This window comes from Pseudomonas synxantha BG33R (assembly GCF_000263715.2).
Taxonomy (GTDB): domain Bacteria; phylum Pseudomonadota; class Gammaproteobacteria; order Pseudomonadales; family Pseudomonadaceae; genus Aquipseudomonas; species Aquipseudomonas synxantha_A.
Genome location: NZ_CM001514.1, coordinates 6,113,819 through 6,132,940, shown reverse-complemented (window position 1 = coordinate 6,132,940; position 19,122 = coordinate 6,113,819). Strand labels below are relative to the sequence as shown.

The window sequence follows — 19,122 nt, the reverse complement described above, 5'->3', positions numbered from 1 at the left end:
GGCTCGCGGCTCTATAATGCTCGGCAGTTTTTCGTCCTCAGTACAGGTATCCCCTATGAAACGTCCAAGTGGTCGCGCTGCCGATCAGCTCCGCTCGATCCGCATCACCCGCAACTACACCAAACACGCCGAGGGATCCGTACTGGTCGAGTTTGGCGATACCAAGGTGATTTGCACCGTCAGCGTCGAAAACGGCGTGCCGCGCTTCCTCAAGGGCCAGGGCCAGGGCTGGTTGACCGCAGAGTACGGCATGTTGCCGCGCGCCACCGGTGAGCGTAACCAGCGTGAAGCCAGCCGTGGCAAGCAAGGCGGGCGTACCCTGGAAATCCAGCGCCTGATCGGCCGTTCCCTGCGCGCCGCGCTGGACATGTCCAAGTTGGGCGACGTGACCCTGTACGTCGACTGCGACGTGATCCAGGCTGATGGCGGTACCCGTACTGCATCCATCACCGGCGCCATGGTGGCCCTGGTCGACGCATTGAAAGTGATCAAGAAGCGTGGTGGCCTCAAAGCGGGTGACCCGCTCAAGCAGATGATCGCCGCTGTGTCGGTCGGCATGTACCAGGGCGAGCCTGTGCTGGACCTGGATTACCTGGAAGACTCGGCCGCCGAGACCGATCTGAACGTGGTCATGACCAGCACCGGTGGTTTCATCGAAGTGCAGGGCACCGCCGAAGGCGCGCCATTCCAGCCGGCTGAGCTGAACGCGATGCTGGCCCTTGCCCAGAAGGGCATGACCGAAATCTTTGCACTGCAAACCGCTGCACTCGCTGACTAAGCCTGCCCCAAGGAGAAGCGCCATGAATGACAGCCAATTGCCGGTTCCGGCACCGTCCAAGGAAGTACGCCAGTTGGCAATGCTGTGTCATTTCGCGGCGTTTGCAGGGTTGGTGTTCCCCTTCGGCAGCGTGTTGGGGCCGCTGATCCTGTGGCAGTTCAAGAAGGATGTGGACCCGCTTATCGATGATCAGGGCAAGGAAGCTCTGAACTTCCAGATCACCGTGGCCATCGCCTGGTTGGTGTGTCTGGTGTTGGGCTTCGTGGTGGTCGGCTTTTTGCTGATGACCGTACTGGTGATAGGGGCGTTGATACTGACGATCATTGCCGGGATCAAGGCCAACAAGGGCATTGCCTATCGCTATCCGTGGACTTGGCGTCTGGTCAAGTAACCGAGCGGCCACAAAAAAACCGACATTGCTGTCGGTTTTTTTTGTGCCTGGAAAAGGACCTCAGATGGTCAAGGTCCAGTCGTAGTCCACGATCAGCGGCGCGTGCTGCGAGAAGCGCGGCTGGCGTGGCAGGCGAGCGCTGCGTACGAACCGGCGCAGTCCCGGGGTCAGCAGCTGATAGTCGAAGCGCCAGCCCAGGTTGAGCATCTCGGCCTGTTCGTTATCCGGCCACCAGCTGTACTGGTCGCCTTCGCGGCTGACTTCGCGCAGGGCATCGACATAGCCCATGTTGCCGACAATCTCGTCCATCCAGGCCCGTTCCGGCGCCAGGAAGCCCGGTGATTGCTGGCTGTCGCGCCAGTTCTTGATATCCAGCTTCTGTTGCGCCACGTACAGCGAGCCACAATAAATGTACTCGCGACGTTTGCGTCGCTGTTTATCCAGGTAACGGGCGAAGTCGTCCATTAGCTTGAACTTCTGGTTCAAGTCTTCATCGCCGTTCTGCCCCGAAGGAAGCAGCAAGGTCGCGATGCTGACCTTGTCGAAATCGGCTTGCAGGTAGCGCCCGTAGCGGTCGGCTGTCTCGAAGCCGAGGCCGCTGATGACCGCCTTGGGTTGCAACCGCGAGTACAAAGCCACGCCACCTTGGGTGGGCACTTCGGCATCGCAGGCATAAAGGAAGTAGCCATCCAGTTGGAAGGCTGGGTCGTCCAGTTCAAAGGCGGAGGCGCGGGTGTCCTGCAGGCAGATGACGTCGGCATTCTGGGCTTGCAGCCAACTGAGCAAACCACGCTCGACTGCAGCCTGAATACCATTAACGTTCACACTGATGATCCGCATAAATGGCCCCAAAAATCGCGTGCGTGTATGATACACGCCGTCCACCTAATTAGCTAAATCCGTGGTATCTGAGGCTTTTTTCATGCAGGCGTATCAACGCGATTTCATTCGTTTTGCCATCGATCGCGGCGTTTTACGCTTCGGTGAGTTCACTCTCAAGTCCGGGCGCACCAGCCCGTACTTCTTCAATGCAGGCTTGTTCAACTCGGGTTCGGCCCTGGCTCAGCTGGGGCGTTTCTACGCGGCAGCCATCGTTGAAAGCGGTATTTCCTTTGATGTGCTTTTTGGTCCGGCCTACAAGGGTATTCCCCTGGCTGCGGCTACAGCGGTGGCCCTGGCGGAACATCATGGGCAGGATCTGCCGTGGTGCTTCAACCGTAAGGAAGCCAAGGCCCACGGTGAAGGCGGCAGCCTGGTAGGGGCTCCGTTGACCGGTGATGTGCTGATCATCGATGACGTGATCACCGCCGGCACCGCGATTCGTGAGGTGATGCAAATCATCGCTTCCCAGGACGGCGCCAAGGCCGCCGGCGTGCTGATCGCCTTGAACCGCCAGGAGCGTGGCAACGGTGAGTTGTCGGCGATCCAGGAGGTGGAGCGTGATTTCGGCATTCCCGTGGTAAGTATCGTGTCGTTGAACCAGGTGTTGCAGTTCCTGGAGGATGATCCGCAGCTCAAGCAGCATTTGCCGGCTGTGCGTGCATACCGCGAGCAGTTTGGCGTCTGATACTGAATTTTTGTTGAAAGGGGCTTGTGTAGGAGGGGGATCTCCATTGTCCTCTGGCTCTATACAAAAAGGCCCCGCTCAATCGGATTGAGCGGGGCCTTTTTATTTGCAGCGGTTAAGGACGCTTGCGGTTACTGATCAGCGTGCCCACACCGGTATCAGTGAAGATTTCCAACAGGATTGCATTCGGCACACGGCCATCCAGGATCAGCGAGCTGCCTACACCACCTTGGACTGCTTCCAGCGCGCAACGGATCTTCGGCAACATGCCGCCGTAGATGGTGCCGTCGGCGATCAGGTCGTCTACCTGCTGGGTGGTCAGGCCGGTCAGTACCTTGCCTTCCTTGTCCATCAAACCGGCGATATTGGTCAGTAGCATCAGCTTTTCAGCCTTCAGTGCTTCCGCCACCTTACCGGCTACCAGATCGGCGTTGATGTTATAGGACTCGCCATTGGCACCCACGCCGATCGGCGCAATCACCGGGATGAAGTCGCCCTTGACCAGCAGGTTGAGCAAATCGGTGTTGATGCCGATCACTTCGCCCACCTGGCCGATGTCGATGATTTCTGGAGTGGTCATCTCCGGCGTCATCCGCGTCACGGTGAGTTTCTTGGCCCTGATCAGTTCGGCATCTTTGCCGGTCAGGCCAATCGCGCTGCCACCATGGCTATTGATCAAGTTGACAATGCTTTTGTTGACTTGACCGCCCAAAACCATTTCGACCACGTCCATAGTTTGTGCATCGGTCACGCGCATGCCATCAATGAAGTGGCTCTCGATAGACAGACGCTTGAGCAGGTCGCCAATTTGCGGCCCGCCGCCATGTACGACTACTGGGTTGATGCCCACTGCTTTCATCAGCACGACATTGCGAGCGAAGCCATTTTTCAGCTCTTCGTTCTCCATGGCATTGCCGCCATACTTGATCACCAGCGTCTTGCCGACGTAGCGTCGAATATAAGGCAACGCTTCGGACAGGACCTTGGCGGTGTTGGCAGCGGCTTCGCGTTCGAGGGTCATTCAGGGCTCCGGGCAAAAAATCAGAACGGTAATTGGAGATCAGGGGCAACACGTTTCAACTGGGCGTGGAACACGTCCTTGATGCGCTGCAACTCGGCCTCGGTATCCGCCTCGAAACGCAGGACCAGCACCGGTGTGGTGTTGGACGCGCGAACCAGGCCCCAGCCTTTGGCGTAATCGACTCGCACACCATCAATGGAGGTCAGGTTGGCCCCTTCACCCCATTGCGCATCGTGCAATGCGTCAATGATGCTGAATTTGCTCTCCTCGGTCACATGGATATTGATCTCTGGCGTAGAAATATCATTCGGGAAGGTCTGAAACAGTTCTTCGGCGGTGGATTTTTCCTTGCTGAGGATCTCCAGCAGACGAGCGGCGCTGTAAATGCCGTCGTCAAACCCGAACCAGCGCTCCTTGAAGAAGACGTGGCCGCTCATTTCGCCGGCCAATAGTGCACCGGTTTCCTTCATTTTCTTTTTGATCAACGAATGACCGGTCTTCCACATTAGCGGGCGACCGCCGTACTCCTTGATCAGTGGCGTCAGGCGGCGGGTGCATTTCACGTCGAAGATGATCTCGGCGTTGGGGTTGCGCGCCACGACGTCACGGGCAAACAGCATCAGCAGGCGGTCGGGGAATACGATCTCGCCGGTTTCGGTCACCACGCCTACGCGGTCACCGTCGCCATCGAAGGCCAGGCCGACGTCGGCGCCCACTTCCTTGACCTTGGCGATCAGGTCCACCAGGTTTTCCGGCTTGCCCGGGTCCGGGTGGTGGTTGGGGAAGTTGCCGTCGACGTCGCAGAACAGCGGGATCACTTCGCAGTTCAGCGCTTCGAGCAATTGCGGGGCAATCACGCCAGCCGCGCCGTTTCCGCAATCCACCACCACTTTGAGGCGGCGCGCGAGCTTGACGTCGCGGGTGATTTCATCGGAGTAGCGCTGCAGGATGTCGACCTTGGTGATGGTGCCGGTGCCGCTGGTCAGGTCGTTGGTCTTCAGGCGGGTGTGCAGGGCCTGGATCTGTTCATTGGCCAGCGTATCGCCAGCGATGACGATCTTGAAGCCGTTGTAGTCCGAAGGGTTATGGCTACCGGTGAGCATCACCCCGGATTTACCGGCCAGTACGTTGGCCGCGTAGTACAACGCGGGTGTCGGCACCAGGCCGACGTCGCTGACATGGCAACCGCTGTCGGCCAGCCCCTGGATCAGTTGCTCGACCAGCTCGGGGCCGGACAAGCGGCCGTCACGACCCACCGAGACGTTGGGTTCGCCCTGGGCAAGGCTCTGCGAACCGATGGCGCGGCCGATCCAATAGGCGGTTTCGGCGGTCAGGGTCTTGGGTACCACGCCACGAATGTCATAGGCGCGAAAAATGCTGTCGGGAAAGGTCGGGGCTACGCGGGCTGCGGTACTCATCGCGGGGGAAACTCCATCTGAAAGGGGGCAAGGCGGGCCTGATGTGGCTGGCCGGCAGGCTCAAACTGAAGGGTATGACGGCGTTTTCGGCAGAGAGTTCGTGGTGTAAAAATGCCATCGGCGCATTGGCGCTAGCATTATTTTTACGTAGTCCTTTGATTTCATTGGAGAAATCTCGATGATTATTTCCGCGCATTCTTCATCCTGAAAAGCCGGGCGGTGGCGCGTGGCCGGACGATTGCATCCGGCCACGTTCAGCTTAGTCAGTGACTGCCGGAATGCCCAAAACCGCCTGCGCCGCGTTGGGTTTCGTCGAATTCCTGCACCAATTCAAAATGCGCCTGCACCACCGGCACCAGGACCAGTTGGGCGATGCGCTCGCCGACGGCGATGTTGAAAGCAGTCTGGCCACGGTTCCAGCACGAGACCATCAGCTCACCCTGGTAGTCGGAGTCGATCAGGCCGACCAGGTTGCCGAGCACGATGCCGTGTTTGTGGCCCAGGCCGGAGCGCGGCAGGATCAGCGCCGCCAGGCCCGGGTCGCCGACATAGATCGACAGGCCGGTCGGGATCAGGATGGTCTGGCCCGGCTCAAGGATGGTGTCCTCCTTGAGCATGGCGCGCAGGTCCAGGCCGGCGGAGCCTGGTGTGGCGTAGGCCGGCAGGGGGAATTCGTTGCCGATGCGGGGGTCGAGGATCTTGGCTTGCAAAGCGTGCATGAAAATTAAACCTGGTTCAGCCGTTGGGCGATAAAAGAGATCAGTTGGCGGGCAATCTTGCCCTTGCTGGTCTGGGCGAAAAGGGTGGCGTGCAGCTCGCGGTCGATCACGCTGCAGGCATTTTCCTCGCTGTTGAAGCCGATGCTCGGGTTGGCGACATCATTGGCAACGATCAAGTCGAGATTTTTGTCTTTCAGTTTGCGCGCGGCGTAGTCCAGAAGGTGCTCGGTCTCGGCAGCGAAACCGACACTGAACGGACGGTCCGGACGGGTGGCGATGGTGGCCAGAATGTCCGGGTTGCGCACCATTTGCAGGAGCAGGCCGTCGCCGCTTGTAGGGTCTTTCTTGAGCTTTTGCGGGGCTACGACTTCCGGGCGGTAATCCGCAACCGCTGCCGAGGCGATGAACAGGTCACAGGGAATGGCGGCTTCACAGGCCGCCAGCATGTCCCGGGCGCTGACTACGTCGATTCGCGTGACGCGATCAGGGGTCGGCAAATGCACGGGACCTGTGATCAGGGTCACCCGTGCGCCTGCCTCGACCGCAGCTTCTGCCAACGCAAAGCCCATTTTTCCTGAGCTATGGTTGGTGATGTAGCGCACCGGGTCGATGTTTTCCTGGGTTGGGCCTGCGGTGATCAGCACGTGCTTGCCGGTCAGGGCCAGATGCTGGAAGCAATCGGCGGCGCACAGCGCAAGGTCGGTGGCTTCGAGCATCCGGCCCATGCCGACGTCGCCACAGGCCTGGCTGCCGGATGCGGGGCCAAACACTTTGAGGCCACGGCTTTGCAGGAGTTGGGTATTGGCTTGGGTGGCTGGGTCGCGCCACATGGCCTGGTTCATGGCCGGGGCGATCGCCACGGTGGCGTCGGTGGCCAATACCAGGGTGGTCAGCAGGTCATCGGCGATGCCCTGGGCCAGGCGGGCGATCAGATCGGCGGTGGCCGGGGCGATCAGCACCAGGTCGGCCCATTTGGCCAGTTCGATATGGCCCATGGCGGCTTCGGCCGCCGGGTCCAGCAGGTCGAGGTGAACCGGGTGGCCGGACAGGGCCTGCATGGTCAACGGGGTGATGAACTCACTGCCACCACGGGTCATGACCACGCGCACTTCCGCGCCCTGGTCCAGGAGCCTGCGAACCAACTCTGCGCTCTTGTAAGCGGCAATGCCGCCGCCGACGCCGAGAACGATGCGTTTCCGATACAGACGCTGCATTGGTTTGCCTTTCCAGTTCAGTGATGCCAGTTCAGTGACGCCTGCGATGACCCCTCCCCAGGTGAAATCGCATGCAAAAAAGAGGGCCTACGATAACACAGCGTCCGCCGCGCAACAGCGCAGCAGATACAGACGGAGGTGGGATGAGTATTCGTGATTGGCCTGTGGCGGAGCGTCCACGGGAGAAGCTGTTGGAAGGCGGCGCGGCGAGCCTGTCCGACGCCGAATTGTTGGCGATCTTCCTGCGTACTGGAGTTTCCGGTCGAAGTGCGGTGGATCTGGCGCGTGATCTGCTGGTGCAGTTTGGCGGCCTGCGCCCGCTGTTGGAGGCCAGCCAGACGCTGTTCAGCCAGCATATGGGGTTGGGGCCGGCGAAGTTCGCCCAATTGCAGGCGGTGCTGGAAATGTCCCGGCGCCATCTGGCCGAACGCTTGCGCGCCGACTCGGTAGTGGAGAGCCCGCTGGCTGTGCGTCAATACCTCAAGGCGCTGTTGCGCCATGAGCCTCATGAGATATTCGGCTGTCTGTTCCTGGACTCAAAGCATCGTGTACTGGGGTTCGAGGCGTTGTTTCAGGGCACCATCGACACTGCGATTGTTTACCCGCGGCAGGTGGTCAAGCGTGCCTTGGCGCATAACGCGGCAGCGGTGATTTTGTGCCACAACCATCCCTCCGGGAATGCGGAGCCCAGTGCATCTGATCGCAGAATGACCAAAATGCTGCAAAAGGCGTTGGAAGTGGTGGATGTGCGGGTGCTGGATCACATCATTGTGGGAGATGGTGATCCGCTGTCGATGGCTGAATACGGATGGGTATAGCCACCTCTGTCCCTGTAGGAGCGAACAAGCTCGCTCCACAGGGAAGGGGGTTGCGCCCTAGGGCTTGAGGCTGATTTTCGAATAATCCTGGCGGCCGAACGGGCTTACCTGGTAACCCTCGACATTCTTGCGCGCCAATGCAAACGCCGTCGGGTGCGCCAGCGGCAGCCACAGCGCCTGCTGCTGGATCTGCGCCTGGGCCTGCTGGTACAGCTTGGTGCGTACGCCTTGCTCGCTGGTGGTCTTGCCGGCACTGATCAACTTATCCAGAGCGGGGTCGCAGTAGCGGGCGAAGTTGGTGCCGGATTTCAGCGCTGCGCAGGAAAACTGCGGGGTCAGGAAGTTGTCCGGGTCGCCGTTGTCGCCGGCCCAGCCCATGAACAGCAAGTCGTGCTCGCCGGCCTTGGCGCGGCGAATCAATTCGCCCCATTCGATCACACGAATTTCAGCCTGGATGCCAACCTTGGCCAGGTCGGCCTGTAGCAGTTGGGCGCCGAGGTTCGGGTTGGGGTTCAGCAGGCTGCCGGTAGGGCGCGTCCATATTGTGGTCTTGAAACCGTCCTTGAGCCCGGCACGTTCCAGCAGCGCCTTGGCCTTGGCCAGATCCTGTGGGTAGCCTGGCAAATCCTTGGCATAGCTCCAGGTATTGGGCGGGTACACACCGTTGGCTGCTTCGGCGGTGCCCTCGAAGACGGCCTTGAGGTAGCTGCCCTTGTCAAAGGCCAGGTTGATCGCCTGGCGTACTTCGGGTTTGTCCAGCGGTGGGTGCTGGCTGTTGATGGCGACGAAAGCGGTCATGAAGGCAGCGGTTTTTTCCACCTTCAGCGCCGGGTCTTTTTCGGCTTCGCCTACATCCAGGGGCTTGGGTGACAGGGCAATCTGACATTCGTTGCGATGCAGTTTCTGCAACCGTACGTTGGCGTCCGGGGTGATGGCAAAGATCAAGTTATCCACAGCCGGTTTGCCCGCGAAATAGTCCGGGTTGGCCTTGTAGCGCACCACGGCGTCTTTCTGGAAGCGCACGAACACGAACGGGCCGGTGCCGATGGGCTGACTGTTGAGTTTCTCAGGCGTGCCGGCCTTGAGCAGTTTGTCGGCATATTCAGCCGGGTAAATCGAGGCAAAGCCCATGCTCAACGCCGGGAGGAAGGTGGAGTCGGCGTGGTCGAGGGTGAAACGCACCGTCAGCGGATCGAGGGCATCGATCTTCTTGACCAGTGCCGGCAATTGCAGGGACTGGGCGTGGGGGAAGCCGCTCTGGGCGATCTTGTGCCACGGGTTGGCCGGATCGAGCATGCGCTCGAAGCTGAAGCGCACGTCTTCGGCGGTCAGCGTGCGACTTGGGCTGAAATAATCGGTACGGTGAAATTTCACGCCCGGGTGCAGCTTGAAGGTGTAGGTCAGACCATCGGGGGAAACTTCCCAGCTGTCTGCCAGGCTCGGTACCAGCTTGCCGCTGGCCGCATCAAAGTTCACCAGGCGGTTCATCAGCACGTCCGCCGAGGCGTTGGTGGTGGTCAGCGAGTTGTACTGCACCACATCGAACCCTTCGGGGCTGGCCTCGGTGCAGACGCTCAAGTTGGTGGCTGCAACGGCCATCGGTGCGATAAAGAAGGGGGCAAGCAGTAGTGGTAGGGCAGCGAGGCGCATATTCGGTTTCCTGTGCAGATCGAAGGCCCATCTGCGAGTGCAGTCTGGAAAAAGCCTACCGTAGAGGTCTGATTGATAAATGACTAGCCCATTTTTGCCTGTGCTTTTGGCCAAAATGCTGTTTTGATGGCGCCTCAGCGCGTTTCGCCGTGCACTTCCCTGTGCCTGCGGGCGCTGTAAATCATTCTGTGCGACGAGCGGTCAGCTGTTACAGCGGCCCCTACTGGCAGCGGTTCGGGCGTCCGGCACCAAGATTTACGCTGGTAAAAACACACGGGCTGTTGTTGCACTGGGGTCTTTCTGGTATAAAGCAGCGCTCTTTTCTAGGGGCCCGGTTCCTTCGCTTGTAGGTGTAGCCGGTAAGACCCTAAAGAAACGCGGCGCCTGGCGCCAAATGACTGAGAGATTAAGCGGCCAACCCATGCCGGGTTGGGCATGTGGTTTTAGAGGGCTGAGGCATGTCGAGAGTCTGTCAAGTTACCGGTAAGGGTCCGGTGACTGGGAATAACATTTCCCACGCAAATAACAAAACCCGTCGTCGTTTCCTGCCGAACCTGCAGCATCACCGCTTCTGGGTTGAAGAAGAGAAACGTTTTGTTCGCCTGCGTGTATCTGCCAAAGGCATGCGTATTATCGACAAGCGTGGCATCACTGTCGTGCTGGCCGAAATCCGCGCCGCCGGCAAGATCTAAGGAGCTCTATCATGCGTGAATTGATTCGAATGATCTCTAGCGCCGGTACTGGTCACTTCTACACTACCGACAAGAACAAGCGTACTACCCCGGACAAGCTCGAAAAGAAAATGTTCGACCCGCGCGTTCGCAAGCACGTGATCTACAAAGAAGGCAAAATCAAGTAATTGATTTTCTTCCTTGTGAAAAAAAGCCCGTATCTCACGATGCGGGCTTTTTTTTGCCTGGGATTTGCTGATCAGGCTTTCTGCTCGAACACCACGTAGATCTTGCGGCACGCTTCCAGCACTTCCCAGGTGCCCTTGAAGCCAGCGGGGATCACGAAGCGGTCGCCGGCGCGCAAGGTCTTGGCGTTTCCCTCGGCGTCACGCAGCACGGAAACCCCCTGCACAATTTCGCAGTATTCATGCTCGGTGTAGTTGACCTTCCACTGCCCGACTTCACCTTCCCATACCCCTGCATTCATCTGGCCACACGGGCTGTTGTAGTGGTTGTAGATCGTTTGCTCGGGATCGCCCTTGAGGATTTTTTCTGCAGCAGGGCGGTAGCGTTCGGGGGCTGTGCTGGCTTGGCTGAAGTCGACGATATCCTGGATGCTCATGTGCGTGTCCCGTCTGGCCTGCGGTTGGAGAGCCCAAAGTCTATGTTTATTAAAATGAACATCGCAAGGGCGTTTACCGCCGTTATGTCAAATATATTGAAACATCCCCAGCCGCTGGTTTAGGGTGGCAGCTGCCTTGCGCCGAACAGCTGGCTGGCGGGCAAGAATTCTTTGAGGCTGCCGGGGGGACACCCGCCTGGCCCTCTATTCAATAAGAGGAGGACACTCGCATGACCACCCTGACCCGTGCCGACTGGGAACAACGCGCCAAGGATCTGAAGATCGAAGGCCGCGCCTACATCAATGGCGAATACACCGCCGCCGTTTCCGGTGACACCTTCGAATGCATCAGCCCGGTAGACGGTCGTCTGCTGGCCACTGTCGCCAGCTGTGACGCGGCTGACGCCCAGGGCGCCGTGGAAAACGCCCGCGCCACCTTTAATTCCGGTGTCTGGTCGCGCCTGGCGCCGGCCAAGCGCAAAGCCACCATGATCCGTTTCGCCGCGCTGCTCAAGGCCAATGCCGAAGAGTTGGCACTGCTTGAAACCCTGGACATGGGCAAGCCGATCAGCGACTCCCTGAACATCGACGTTCCCGGTGCGGCAAATGCCCTGAGCTGGAGCGGTGAGGCAATCGACAAGATCTACGACGAAGTCGCGGCCACCCCTCATGATCAACTGGGCCTGGTGACCCGCGAGCCAGTCGGCGTGGTCGGCGCTATCGTGCCGTGGAACTTCCCATTGATGATGGCCTGCTGGAAACTCGGCCCGGCGTTGTCCACCGGTAACTCGGTGATCCTCAAACCGTCCGAAAAATCCCCGCTGACCGCCATCCGTATCGCCGCCCTGGCCGTCGAAGCCGGCATTCCAAAAGGCGTGTTCAACGTATTGCCAGGCTATGGCCACACGGTGGGTAACGCCCTGGCGGTGCATATGGACGTGGATACGTTGGTGTTCACTGGCTCCACCAAGATCGCCAAGCAACTGTTGATCCGCTCCGGCGAATCGAACATGAAGCGTGTGTGGCTGGAGGCGGGCGGCAAGAGCCCTAATATCGTGTTTGCCGATGCGCCGGATCTGCAAGCCGCCGCCGAATCTGCGGCCAGTGCCATCGCCTTCAACCAGGGTGAAGTCTGCACTGCCGGTTCGCGCCTGCTCGTGGAGCGTTCCATCAAGGACACCTTCCTGCCGCTGGTGATCGAGGCGCTCAAAGGCTGGAAGCCGGGCAACCCACTGGACCCAGCCACCAACGTGGGTGCGCTGGTGGATACGCAGCAGATGAATAACGTGCTGTCCTACATTGAGTCCGGTCATGCCGACGGTGCCAAACTGGTCGCTGGCGGTAAGCGCACACTGGAAGAAACCGGTGGCACCTACGTCGAGCCAACTATTTTCGATGGCGTGACCAATGCCATGAAGATCGCTCAGGAAGAGATCTTTGGCCCGGTCCTGTCGGTGCTCACTTTCGACAGCGCCGAAGAAGCCATCGCCATTGCCAACGACACCCAATACGGCCTGGCCGCAGCGGTATGGACGGCGGATATCTCCAAGGCGCACCTGACGGCCAAGGCCCTGCGTGCCGGCAGCGTCTGGGTTAACCAGTACGACGGCGGCGACATGACCGCACCGTTTGGTGGTTTCAAGCAGTCGGGTAATGGCCGCGACAAGTCGCTGCATGCGTTCGACAAGTACACCGAGCTGAAGGCGACCTGGATCAAACTCTAAGCAGCACTGCTGATCCTCCCGTAGGAGCGAGCTTGCTCGCGAAGAACTTGAAGGCGCCGCGTTTATCCAGCATGAACGCGTCATCGTTAACGTTTTTCGCGAGCAAGCTCGCTCCTACAGTTCGTTTTGCACAATCGAAAATTTATCCACAGGAGCGTGGCAATGCGTTGGGCGACTTATTTCGCCGTCCTGGCCTCGGTACTCAGCGTTGGCCTGGCCTTGGGCGTGAGCATGCCGTTGGTATCCCTGCGTCTTGAAGGCTGGGGCTACGGCAGCTTCGCCATTGGCGTGATGGCGGCGATGCCGGCGTTCGGCGTATTGCTGGGTGCCAAAGTCTCCAGCCGAATGGCGTCCTGGCTCGGCACTGCCAACTTGATGCGCCTGTGCCTGTGGGCCGGGGCGCTGTCTATCGGTTTGCTGGCGATCCTGCCCAGCTACCCGGTGTGGCTGGTGCTGCGGTTGATGATCGGGGTGATCCTGACCATCGTATTTATTCTGGGTGAAAGCTGGATCAACCAACTGGTGGTCGAGCAGTGGCGCGGCCGCTTGGTGGCGCTGTATGGCTGCACTTATGCCTTGAGCCAGCTGTCGGGACCCTTGCTGCTGGGCCTGATGGGCACCGATCATGATTACGGGTTCTGGGTGGGCGTCGGCCTTTTGGTAGTGGCGCCGCTGCTGTTGCTGGGGCGATCCGGGGCGCCGACGGCTGATGCGTTCAGCGTCACGTTCAGCGAGCTGTGGCGCTTTTGCCTGAGCTTGCCGGCGATTGCCTGGGCGGTGGCGTTATTCGCCGCATTCGAAGCGATGATTCTGACGCTGTTGCCGGTGTACTGCCTGCAACAGGGCTTCACTGCCGAGATTGCCTTGGCGATGGTCAGCACAGTGGTCGTGGGTGATGCGCTGCTGCAATTGCCCATCGGCGCCCTGGCCGACTATTTGCCGCGCCGCACGTTGTTCCTGGGGTGTGCGCTGCTGTTGCTGGCGTCGAGCCTGGCGGTGCCGTTGTTGATGCACACACTGCTGATCTGGCCGGTGTGGGTGCTGTTCGGCGCCAGCGCGGGTGGGTTGTTTACCCTGTCGCTGATTTTGATTGGCGAGCGCTACCGTGATGATGCGTTGGTGCGTGCCAACGCCCACGTGGCGCAGCTGTGGGGCATTGGTTGCCTGATCGGGCCGCTGGTGGCGGGTGCGGGCAGCCAATGGGTCAGCGGTCATGCACTGCCATTGCTGATGGCGGCGGGGGCGTTGGGGCTGGTGGTGCTGTTGCTGCGCCAAGGGGCGTTTGGAGCAGCGCAGCCTGCCTGAACTTCTTTGGTCTTAAAGCATGCGTTCCAGGCCAACTGACGTGGCGAACCAGGCATTGAAACGGCGCCACCAACTGCCGGGCTCGCGGGTCAGGGTGTGCAATTGCCCGTTGTCCTCGGTGACCCACACCACATTGCCATCCTGCAATTTCGCCTCGTAGCTCAGCGTCGGCGCCATACCTTCCAGCGCCAGGTTACGCACATGCTCCGCCAGTTCTGGGCTGTCCACCAGTACGCCGACTTCGGTGTTCCACAGCACCGAACGCGGGTCGAAATTGAACGAGCCGATAAATGACTTCTCGCGATCAAAGATCATTGCCTTGCTGTGCAGGCTCGAATCGGAGCCGTAGAGGCTGCCGCGACGAAACAGGTGCGGGCCACTGCTGGCACTGGGGTCGCCTGGTTGTCGGCGCAGCTCATAAAGTTTGACCCCATGCTCCAGCAATGCCTTGCGATAGGGCGCGTAACCGCCGTGCACGGCCGGTACGTCAGTGGCTTCAAGGGAGTTGGTCAGCAAGCTCACCGACACCCCTGCATCGGCCCGACCCGTCAGGTACACCAGCCCGGGCGACCCCGGAACGAAGTACGCCGAAATCATGATCAGTTCACGGCTGACCCCTTCCAGCTCCGGGGCCAATTGGGTGGTGAGCAGCAACTGCGGGTCCGGATCAGCCTTGGCCAGCACCTTGCTCGGTGCGTCCCACAGCGCCTGGTTCCAGGCCCAGATCAGCTCACGGCGCCAGATGTCCATACGGGGTTGGGTCTGATAGGTACGCAGGCGGTTATACAGCGCGTGGTTCTGCTGACGCGATTGCGCCAATGAAGCTTCCAGGCGCCCGCGGGCGACGGCCAGATCGATTTTGGAGGGCATCTTCGAGACAAACTCATCAATAGGTTTGCTCAGTGCGCTGTTCCAGTACTGATCGAAACTGTGACCCAGTTGCTCTGCCACCGGTCCGACGCTGAGCATGTCGATATCGGTGAAGTTCAGGTTGGGCTCGGCGTCGAAATATTCGTCCCCCAGATTGCGCCCGCCCACAATGGCCACGCTGTTATCCGCCAGCCACAGTTTGTTGTGCATGCGCCGATGTTGCAGCGACAGGTTGAATACACGGCCCATGGCGCGTGTAACGCCGGTGCTGCGGCCCAAATGCAGGGGGTTGAACAGGCGAATTTCGATTTTGGGGTGGGCGGCGAGGGTGGCGATGACCTGGTCGAGGCCGTCGCTGGTGGTGTCGTCCAGCAGGATGCGCACACGCACGCCGCGGTCGGCGGCCTTGAGCAGTTCGTCCACGAGCATACGCGTGCTGATGCCGTCGTGAACGATGTAGTACTGCAAATCGAGGCTGGATTGGGCGTTGCGGATCAGCTCGGCGCGAGCCATGAAGGCTTCACTGCTGTTGGGCAGCAAGCGAAAACCCGAGCGCCCCTGGTGCGGCGCCGCCTGGGCCTGGATCGAGCGCCCGAACGAGGAGCCGTTCGCCGGCAGGGCATCGCTGGGAATACGCGGTGAGTCGACCGTGGCGCAGCCGCCCAGGGCCAAGGTGCCCAACAGCAAAAACGGTAATAGCCGTCGAATTATCAAGGGAGCTGCTTCCAGGTCGGGGCGGTTATCGATATATGACGGCCTTTTCCGGCGAAAGGTCAGTGCAGCGTCTCTGCCAGCATTTTGAGCGCGGCGGCGCCGACCTTGCGCACCGCTTCTTCAATCTGCGGGGTTGGCTTGGCGGCGTAGTTCATTCGCAGGCAGTTACGGTACTTGCCGGAGGCAGAAAAGATGCTGCCTACGGCCACTTGTACGCCTTGCTCCACCAACACGCGATTGAGCTTCAAGGTGTCGAAGCCCTCCGGGAGTTCGATCCACAGCAGGAAGCTGCCTTGGGGCCGACTGGCGCGCGTGCCTGCCGGGAAGTAGCGGCTCACCCAGTCGAGCATCAAGTCGCGATTGCGCTGGTATTGCGTGCGCATCCGGCGCAAATGCGGTTCGAAATGGCCGTTTTTGAGAAATTCGGCAATCGCAATCTGCGGCTGGGTGGCGGTAGAGCCGGTGCTGATGTATTTCATGTGCAACACCCGGTCCAGGTAGCGCCCTGGCGCGACCCAGCCAATGCGTAACCCGGGTGCCAGGGTTTTCGAGAATGAGCTGCAGAGCAGCACGCGGCCATCGTCATCGAAGGATTTAATGGTGCGAGGGCGTGGGTAGCTGTAGGCCAGTTCGCCATACACATCGTCTTCGATGATTGCCACGTCATAGCGCTGCGCGAGTGTCAGCAGTGCGCGTTTGCGCGCCTCCGGCATGATGTAGCCCAACGGGTTGTTGCAGTTGGGCGTGAGCTGGATGACTTTGATCGGCCACTGTTCCAGCGCCAGTTCCAGCGCTTCCAGGCTAATGCCGGTGATCGGGTCGGTGGGGATTTCCAGGGCTTTCATGCCCAGGCCCTTGAGGGTCTGCATGGCGCCGTGGAAGCTGGGCGAGTCCACCGCAACAATATCGCCGGGCTCGCAGATCGCCCGGATGCTGGCCGACAGCGCCTCATGGCAGCCGGTGGTGATCACAATGTCTTCAGCGGTCAGTTGGCAGCCGGAGTCCAGCGACAGTCGAGCGATTTGCTCGCGCAATTCCATACAGCCAAGGATGTTGTCGTAATACAGGCCCGGCAGATCCTGGCGCCGACTCACCCGCGCCAGGCTGCGCAGCAAAGGTTTCAGGGTGGGTGACAATACATCTGGCATACCACGGCCCATCTGTATGACGTCTTTGCGGGGTACCGCGCGAATCAGCTCAAGCACCTGGTCCCACTGGGAGATCTCTACCGGTCGTTGGGCCGGGCGGCCTATCTCGGGCAGGGCCGGCAGCTCGCGACCGGCGGGTACAAAGTAACCGGACTTGGGCTTGGGCATCGCCAGGCCGTTGTCTTCCAGCAACCGATAGGCCTGCTGCACGGTGCTCAGGCTGACCCCGTGCTCCACGCTCAAGGCTCGCACCGAGGGCAAGCGATCGCCGGGGCGATAGAAGCCTTGTTCGATGCGAGTGCCGAGCAATTCAGCGAGGTTGACGTAAAGGGTCATGGCGGCCGCTCCTGATAGACCAGTACAGATAGAGGGAAAATACAGGATTCAGCCGTCCATAGGCAGTATCTGTATGGATTTAATAAAAACAGGCTGGATCTGTAATGGTTTTGCCCGTGCCCCCATCCTAGTCACTCAAGGCAACAAGCCAACGAGGGGCAGCAAAATGAACGGCATGAGCGATGTGCGGCTGGCGCTACACAGCCAAGAACTGGAAGCAGGGCAGGAGCGGGCAACGACTGCGCCTGTCGGCAGCCGCTGGAGCCTGTTCTGGCACCGTCGTCACACGCGCAAGGCGTTGCTTACGCTGACCCGCGAGCAGCTGCTGGACGTGGGTTTGACCGCTGAACAGGCGCGCCAGGAAGGCTTGAAGCCGTTCTGGCGCAGTTGATCAGACCAGTTCTTTGAGGCGGTGCCAGAGCATCCCTAGCGCCAGCAGCGGTGAACGCAAGTGTTTGCCACCGGGGAAGGTGATGTGCGGCACCTGAGCGAACAGGTCGAAACGCCCCTGTTGCTGGCCGCTGATGGCTTCGCCGAGCAACCTGCCCGCAAGGTGCGTGGCATTCAGGCCATGACCCGCGTAAGCCTGGGCGTAATACACATTGGGTTGATCCGCCAACCGGCCGATCTGCGGCAGGCGGTTGGCGCCGATGCCGATCATGCCGCCCCACTGGTAGTCGATCTTCACGTCGGCCAGTTGCGGGAATACCTGCAACATTTTCGGTCGCATATAGGCGCCGATATCCTTGGGGTCGCGTCCGGAATAGTGGCAGGCGCCGCCGAACAACAGGCGGCGGTCGGCGGACAGGCGGAAGTAGTCTACCGTCACGCGCTGGTCACACACGGCCATGTTCTGCGGCAGCAGGCGGGTCGCTTGCGCTTCACTCAAGGGCTCGGTGGCGATGATGTAGCTGCCGGCCGGTAGTACCTTGCCACTCAACTGCGGGTTGAGCCCATTCAGGTAGGCGTTGCAGCACAGCACCAGGGTCTTGGCACGTACGTGGCCCTGGGCGGTGTGCACCTTGACGTCGGGGCCGTAGTCGATGCGCGTCACTTCAGACTGCTCGAACAACTTCACGCCCAACTGCTGCGCGGCGGCCGCCTCGCCCAGCGCCAGGTTCAGTGGGTGCAGGTGACCAGAGCCCATGTCGATCATGCCGCCCACATAGCGCTCGGAGCCGATCACGCTGCTCATCTGGCTGGCTTGCAGCAGGCGAACCTCGTGGCGGTAGCCCAGGCTGCGCAGTTCTTCGGCATCTTGCGCCAGGCCCTGCAAATCACGGGGTTTGTTGGCCAGGTCGCAGTAGCCCCAGGTCAGGTCGCAGGGAATCTGGAAGCGTTCTACGCGTTCACGCACGATCTCCACGGCTTCCAGCCCCATCAGCTTCATCTGGCGCACGCCGTCACTGCCGATCACGGACGCGAACTGATCCAGCCCGTGGCCGACGCCGCGAATCAACTGGCCGCCATTACGCCCGCTGGCGCCCCAGCCGATTCTGCGTGCTTCCAGCACCACCACGCTGAAGCCGCGCTCGGCCAGCTCCAAAGCCGTGTTGAGCCCGGAATACCCTGCGCCAATCACGCATACATCGGCGCGCAGCTCGCCTGTCAACGCCGGGTATTCGGGGTGCGGCACGCTGCTGGCGGCGTAGTAGGACGCGGTATGCCGGGCGCTGGCGGTCATGGGGAGCCTCCCTGTTTGGAAAATTTGACGCAGGATACAGCGGTCCGATGAAGCTGTCTGCGCGCTGCGTTTTGCGTCAGAATCCACGCCTATTCGCCGTTGGGTATGTGTTTCGATGAGTTGCAACAGTCAGAAAGTCAGCGCGCTGCGCAGACAGATTCCTTCATTTGAATGTGTTCCGGGTTGCCATGACTGCTGTGGGCCGGTGACCACTTCGCCTGAGGAAATGTCGCGCCTGCCACGCAAGACGGCCGCCGAGCAGGAGGCCGCCATGGATGAGCTGAACTGCGTGCACCTGGGGCCCCATGGGTGCACGGTGTATGACGAGCGGCCACTGATCTGTCGCCTGTTTGGCACCACCAAGACCTTGCCATGCCCCAATGGGCGCCGACCGGTTGAGCTGATTCATCCGCGGGTCGAGAAGCAGATCCACGAGTACATGGCGAGTACCCGGCAAGTGCTGGTCTGACTG

General features: G+C 60.3%; 19 protein-coding genes and 1 pseudogene. 10 read left to right on the top strand and 10 right to left on the bottom strand.

What is annotated here, in order from left to right; translation table 11 throughout:
• Nucleotides 1–55 precede the first annotated feature (55 nt).
• Together rph and PSEBG33_RS00700 are read left to right on the top strand one after the other, a co-directional pair.
• The gene (gene rph / locus PSEBG33_RS00695) at nucleotides 56–778 is read left to right on the top strand and encodes a ribonuclease PH (protein ID WP_005792487.1); all 723 of its coding nucleotides are present in this window, start codon (nucleotides 56–58) and stop codon (nucleotides 776–778) included.
• 22 nt (nucleotides 779–800) lie between these two features.
• The gene (locus PSEBG33_RS00700) at nucleotides 801–1,169 is read left to right on the top strand and encodes a DUF4870 domain-containing protein (RefSeq protein WP_005792486.1); all 369 of its coding nucleotides are present in this window, start codon (nucleotides 801–803) and stop codon (nucleotides 1,167–1,169) included.
• A gap of 60 nt (nucleotides 1,170–1,229) precedes the next feature.
• On the opposite strand, the gene PSEBG33_RS00705 is transcribed toward PSEBG33_RS00700, so the two are convergent.
• Nucleotides 1,230–2,009, bottom strand: coding sequence for an exodeoxyribonuclease III (locus PSEBG33_RS00705; RefSeq protein ID WP_003195493.1), 780 nt, complete (start codon nucleotides 2,007–2,009; stop codon nucleotides 1,230–1,232).
• A gap of 82 nt (nucleotides 2,010–2,091) precedes the next feature.
• Here PSEBG33_RS00705 and pyrE point away from each other — a divergent pair, with 82 nt between their 5' ends.
• Nucleotides 2,092–2,736: an orotate phosphoribosyltransferase gene (pyrE, locus tag PSEBG33_RS00710; protein ID WP_003195489.1), complete on the top strand. Its 645-nt coding sequence runs from the start codon at nucleotides 2,092–2,094 to the stop codon at nucleotides 2,734–2,736.
• 115 nt (nucleotides 2,737–2,851) lie between these two features.
• On the opposite strand, the gene argB is transcribed toward pyrE, so the two are convergent.
• The 4 genes and pseudogenes from argB to coaBC all read right to left on the bottom strand — a co-directional run bounded on the left by argB (nucleotide 2,852) and on the right by coaBC (nucleotide 7,108).
• Complete coding sequence (gene argB, locus PSEBG33_RS00715; RefSeq protein WP_005792485.1) at nucleotides 2,852–3,757, bottom strand: acetylglutamate kinase; 906 nt, start codon at nucleotides 3,755–3,757, stop codon at nucleotides 2,852–2,854.
• Between the two features lie 20 nt (nucleotides 3,758–3,777).
• Nucleotides 3,778–5,184 (bottom strand): annotated as a pseudogene (locus PSEBG33_RS00720) (phosphomannomutase/phosphoglucomutase); the annotation flags it as partial.
• A gap of 254 nt (nucleotides 5,185–5,438) precedes the next feature.
• The gene (gene dut, locus PSEBG33_RS00725; protein WP_005792483.1) at nucleotides 5,439–5,894 is read right to left on the bottom strand and encodes a dUTP diphosphatase; all 456 of its coding nucleotides are present in this window, start codon (nucleotides 5,892–5,894) and stop codon (nucleotides 5,439–5,441) included.
• 5 nt (nucleotides 5,895–5,899) lie between these two features.
• Nucleotides 5,900–7,108: a bifunctional phosphopantothenoylcysteine decarboxylase/phosphopantothenate--cysteine ligase CoaBC gene (gene coaBC, locus PSEBG33_RS00730; RefSeq protein WP_005792482.1), complete on the bottom strand. Its 1,209-nt coding sequence runs from the start codon at nucleotides 7,106–7,108 to the stop codon at nucleotides 5,900–5,902.
• Between the two features lie 143 nt (nucleotides 7,109–7,251).
• Between coaBC and radC the strand changes: the two genes are divergently transcribed.
• Nucleotides 7,252–7,926, top strand: a complete 675-nt coding sequence (gene radC, locus PSEBG33_RS00735) for a RadC family protein (protein ID WP_005792481.1) — start codon at nucleotides 7,252–7,254, stop codon at nucleotides 7,924–7,926.
• A gap of 57 nt (nucleotides 7,927–7,983) precedes the next feature.
• Here radC and PSEBG33_RS00740 read toward each other — a convergent pair whose 3' ends face one another.
• A complete protein-coding gene (locus PSEBG33_RS00740; RefSeq protein WP_005792480.1) occupies nucleotides 7,984–9,576 on the bottom strand; it encodes an ABC transporter substrate-binding protein in 1,593 nt (530 codons plus the stop codon).
• Between the two features lie 458 nt (nucleotides 9,577–10,034).
• Here PSEBG33_RS00740 and rpmB point away from each other — a divergent pair, with 458 nt between their 5' ends.
• Together rpmB and rpmG are read left to right on the top strand one after the other, a co-directional pair.
• A complete protein-coding gene (gene rpmB / locus PSEBG33_RS00745; RefSeq protein WP_003176907.1) occupies nucleotides 10,035–10,268 on the top strand; it encodes a 50S ribosomal protein L28 in 234 nt (77 codons plus the stop codon).
• Nucleotides 10,269–10,279: 11 nt separating this feature from the next.
• Nucleotides 10,280–10,435 carry a 50S ribosomal protein L33 gene (gene rpmG, locus PSEBG33_RS00750; RefSeq protein ID WP_003176906.1) on the top strand — a complete coding sequence of 52 codons (156 nt, stop codon included), beginning with the start codon at nucleotides 10,280–10,282 and terminating at the stop codon, nucleotides 10,433–10,435.
• Between the two features lie 71 nt (nucleotides 10,436–10,506).
• Here the strand turns inward: rpmG and PSEBG33_RS00755 are convergent, their stop codons facing one another.
• Nucleotides 10,507–10,869, bottom strand: coding sequence for a cupin domain-containing protein (locus PSEBG33_RS00755; protein WP_005792479.1), 363 nt, complete (start codon nucleotides 10,867–10,869; stop codon nucleotides 10,507–10,509).
• 230 nt (nucleotides 10,870–11,099) lie between these two features.
• On the opposite strand from PSEBG33_RS00755, the gene PSEBG33_RS00760 reads away from it, so the two are divergent.
• Both PSEBG33_RS00760 and PSEBG33_RS00765 read left to right on the top strand, forming a co-directional pair.
• Nucleotides 11,100–12,593, top strand: coding sequence for an aldehyde dehydrogenase (locus tag PSEBG33_RS00760; RefSeq protein ID WP_005792478.1), 1,494 nt, complete (start codon nucleotides 11,100–11,102; stop codon nucleotides 12,591–12,593).
• 162 nt (nucleotides 12,594–12,755) lie between these two features.
• The gene (locus tag PSEBG33_RS00765; protein WP_005792477.1) at nucleotides 12,756–13,898 is read left to right on the top strand and encodes an MFS transporter; all 1,143 of its coding nucleotides are present in this window, start codon (nucleotides 12,756–12,758) and stop codon (nucleotides 13,896–13,898) included.
• A gap of 12 nt (nucleotides 13,899–13,910) precedes the next feature.
• On the opposite strand, the gene PSEBG33_RS00770 is transcribed toward PSEBG33_RS00765, so the two are convergent.
• Together PSEBG33_RS00770 and PSEBG33_RS00775 are read right to left on the bottom strand one after the other, a co-directional pair.
• Nucleotides 13,911–15,479 (bottom strand): phospholipase D family protein, encoded by a 1,569-nt coding sequence (locus PSEBG33_RS00770; protein ID WP_087945296.1) that lies wholly within the window; start codon nucleotides 15,477–15,479, stop codon nucleotides 13,911–13,913.
• A gap of 62 nt (nucleotides 15,480–15,541) precedes the next feature.
• Entirely contained in the window at nucleotides 15,542–16,966 is a 1,425-nt protein-coding gene (locus PSEBG33_RS00775; protein WP_005792475.1) for a PLP-dependent aminotransferase family protein, read from the bottom strand.
• Between the two features lie 166 nt (nucleotides 16,967–17,132).
• On the opposite strand from PSEBG33_RS00775, the gene PSEBG33_RS00780 reads away from it, so the two are divergent.
• The gene (locus PSEBG33_RS00780; protein WP_005792474.1) at nucleotides 17,133–17,357 is read left to right on the top strand and encodes a DUF1127 domain-containing protein; all 225 of its coding nucleotides are present in this window, start codon (nucleotides 17,133–17,135) and stop codon (nucleotides 17,355–17,357) included.
• On the opposite strand, the gene PSEBG33_RS00785 is transcribed toward PSEBG33_RS00780, so the two are convergent.
• Nucleotides 17,358–18,650: an NAD(P)/FAD-dependent oxidoreductase gene (locus PSEBG33_RS00785; RefSeq protein ID WP_005792473.1), complete on the bottom strand. Its 1,293-nt coding sequence runs from the start codon at nucleotides 18,648–18,650 to the stop codon at nucleotides 17,358–17,360.
• Between the two features lie 115 nt (nucleotides 18,651–18,765).
• Here PSEBG33_RS00785 and PSEBG33_RS00790 point away from each other — a divergent pair, with 115 nt between their 5' ends.
• Nucleotides 18,766–19,119, top strand: a complete 354-nt coding sequence (locus PSEBG33_RS00790; RefSeq protein ID WP_005792472.1) for a YkgJ family cysteine cluster protein — start codon at nucleotides 18,766–18,768, stop codon at nucleotides 19,117–19,119.
• The last annotated feature ends 3 nt before the right edge of the window (nucleotides 19,120–19,122 follow it).

Excerpts from the sequence above, each read along its gene's own strand:
- PSEBG33_RS00790 (WP_005792472.1), top strand. The coding sequence starts at position 18,766 with ATGAGTTGCAACAGTCAGAAAGTCAGCGCGCTGCGCAGACAGATTCCT.
- PSEBG33_RS00740 (WP_005792480.1), bottom strand. The coding sequence starts at position 9,576 with ATGCGCCTCGCTGCCCTACCACTACTGCTTGCCCCCTTCTTTATCGCA.
- argB (WP_005792485.1), bottom strand. The coding sequence starts at position 3,757 with ATGACCCTCGAACGCGAAGCCGCTGCCAACACCGCCAAGGTCCTGTCC.
- PSEBG33_RS00705 (WP_003195493.1), bottom strand. The coding sequence starts at position 2,009 with ATGCGGATCATCAGTGTGAACGTTAATGGTATTCAGGCTGCAGTCGAG.
- PSEBG33_RS00760 (WP_005792478.1), top strand. The coding sequence starts at position 11,100 with ATGACCACCCTGACCCGTGCCGACTGGGAACAACGCGCCAAGGATCTG.
- PSEBG33_RS00765 (WP_005792477.1), top strand. The coding sequence starts at position 12,756 with ATGCGTTGGGCGACTTATTTCGCCGTCCTGGCCTCGGTACTCAGCGTT.
- dut (WP_005792483.1), bottom strand. The coding sequence starts at position 5,894 with ATGCACGCTTTGCAAGCCAAGATCCTCGACCCCCGCATCGGCAACGAA.
- PSEBG33_RS00775 (WP_005792475.1), bottom strand. The coding sequence starts at position 16,966 with ATGACCCTTTACGTCAACCTCGCTGAATTGCTCGGCACTCGCATCGAA.
- PSEBG33_RS00700 (WP_005792486.1), top strand. The coding sequence starts at position 801 with ATGAATGACAGCCAATTGCCGGTTCCGGCACCGTCCAAGGAAGTACGC.
- rpmB (WP_003176907.1), top strand. The coding sequence starts at position 10,035 with ATGTCGAGAGTCTGTCAAGTTACCGGTAAGGGTCCGGTGACTGGGAAT.
- radC (WP_005792481.1), top strand. The coding sequence starts at position 7,252 with ATGAGTATTCGTGATTGGCCTGTGGCGGAGCGTCCACGGGAGAAGCTG.
- rpmG (WP_003176906.1), top strand. The coding sequence starts at position 10,280 with ATGCGTGAATTGATTCGAATGATCTCTAGCGCCGGTACTGGTCACTTC.
- PSEBG33_RS00780 (WP_005792474.1), top strand. The coding sequence starts at position 17,133 with ATGAACGGCATGAGCGATGTGCGGCTGGCGCTACACAGCCAAGAACTG.
- rph (WP_005792487.1), top strand. The coding sequence starts at position 56 with ATGAAACGTCCAAGTGGTCGCGCTGCCGATCAGCTCCGCTCGATCCGC.
- PSEBG33_RS00785 (WP_005792473.1), bottom strand. The coding sequence starts at position 18,650 with ATGACCGCCAGCGCCCGGCATACCGCGTCCTACTACGCCGCCAGCAGC.
- coaBC (WP_005792482.1), bottom strand. The coding sequence starts at position 7,108 with ATGCAGCGTCTGTATCGGAAACGCATCGTTCTCGGCGTCGGCGGCGGC.
- PSEBG33_RS00755 (WP_005792479.1), bottom strand. The coding sequence starts at position 10,869 with ATGAGCATCCAGGATATCGTCGACTTCAGCCAAGCCAGCACAGCCCCC.
- pyrE (WP_003195489.1), top strand. The coding sequence starts at position 2,092 with ATGCAGGCGTATCAACGCGATTTCATTCGTTTTGCCATCGATCGCGGC.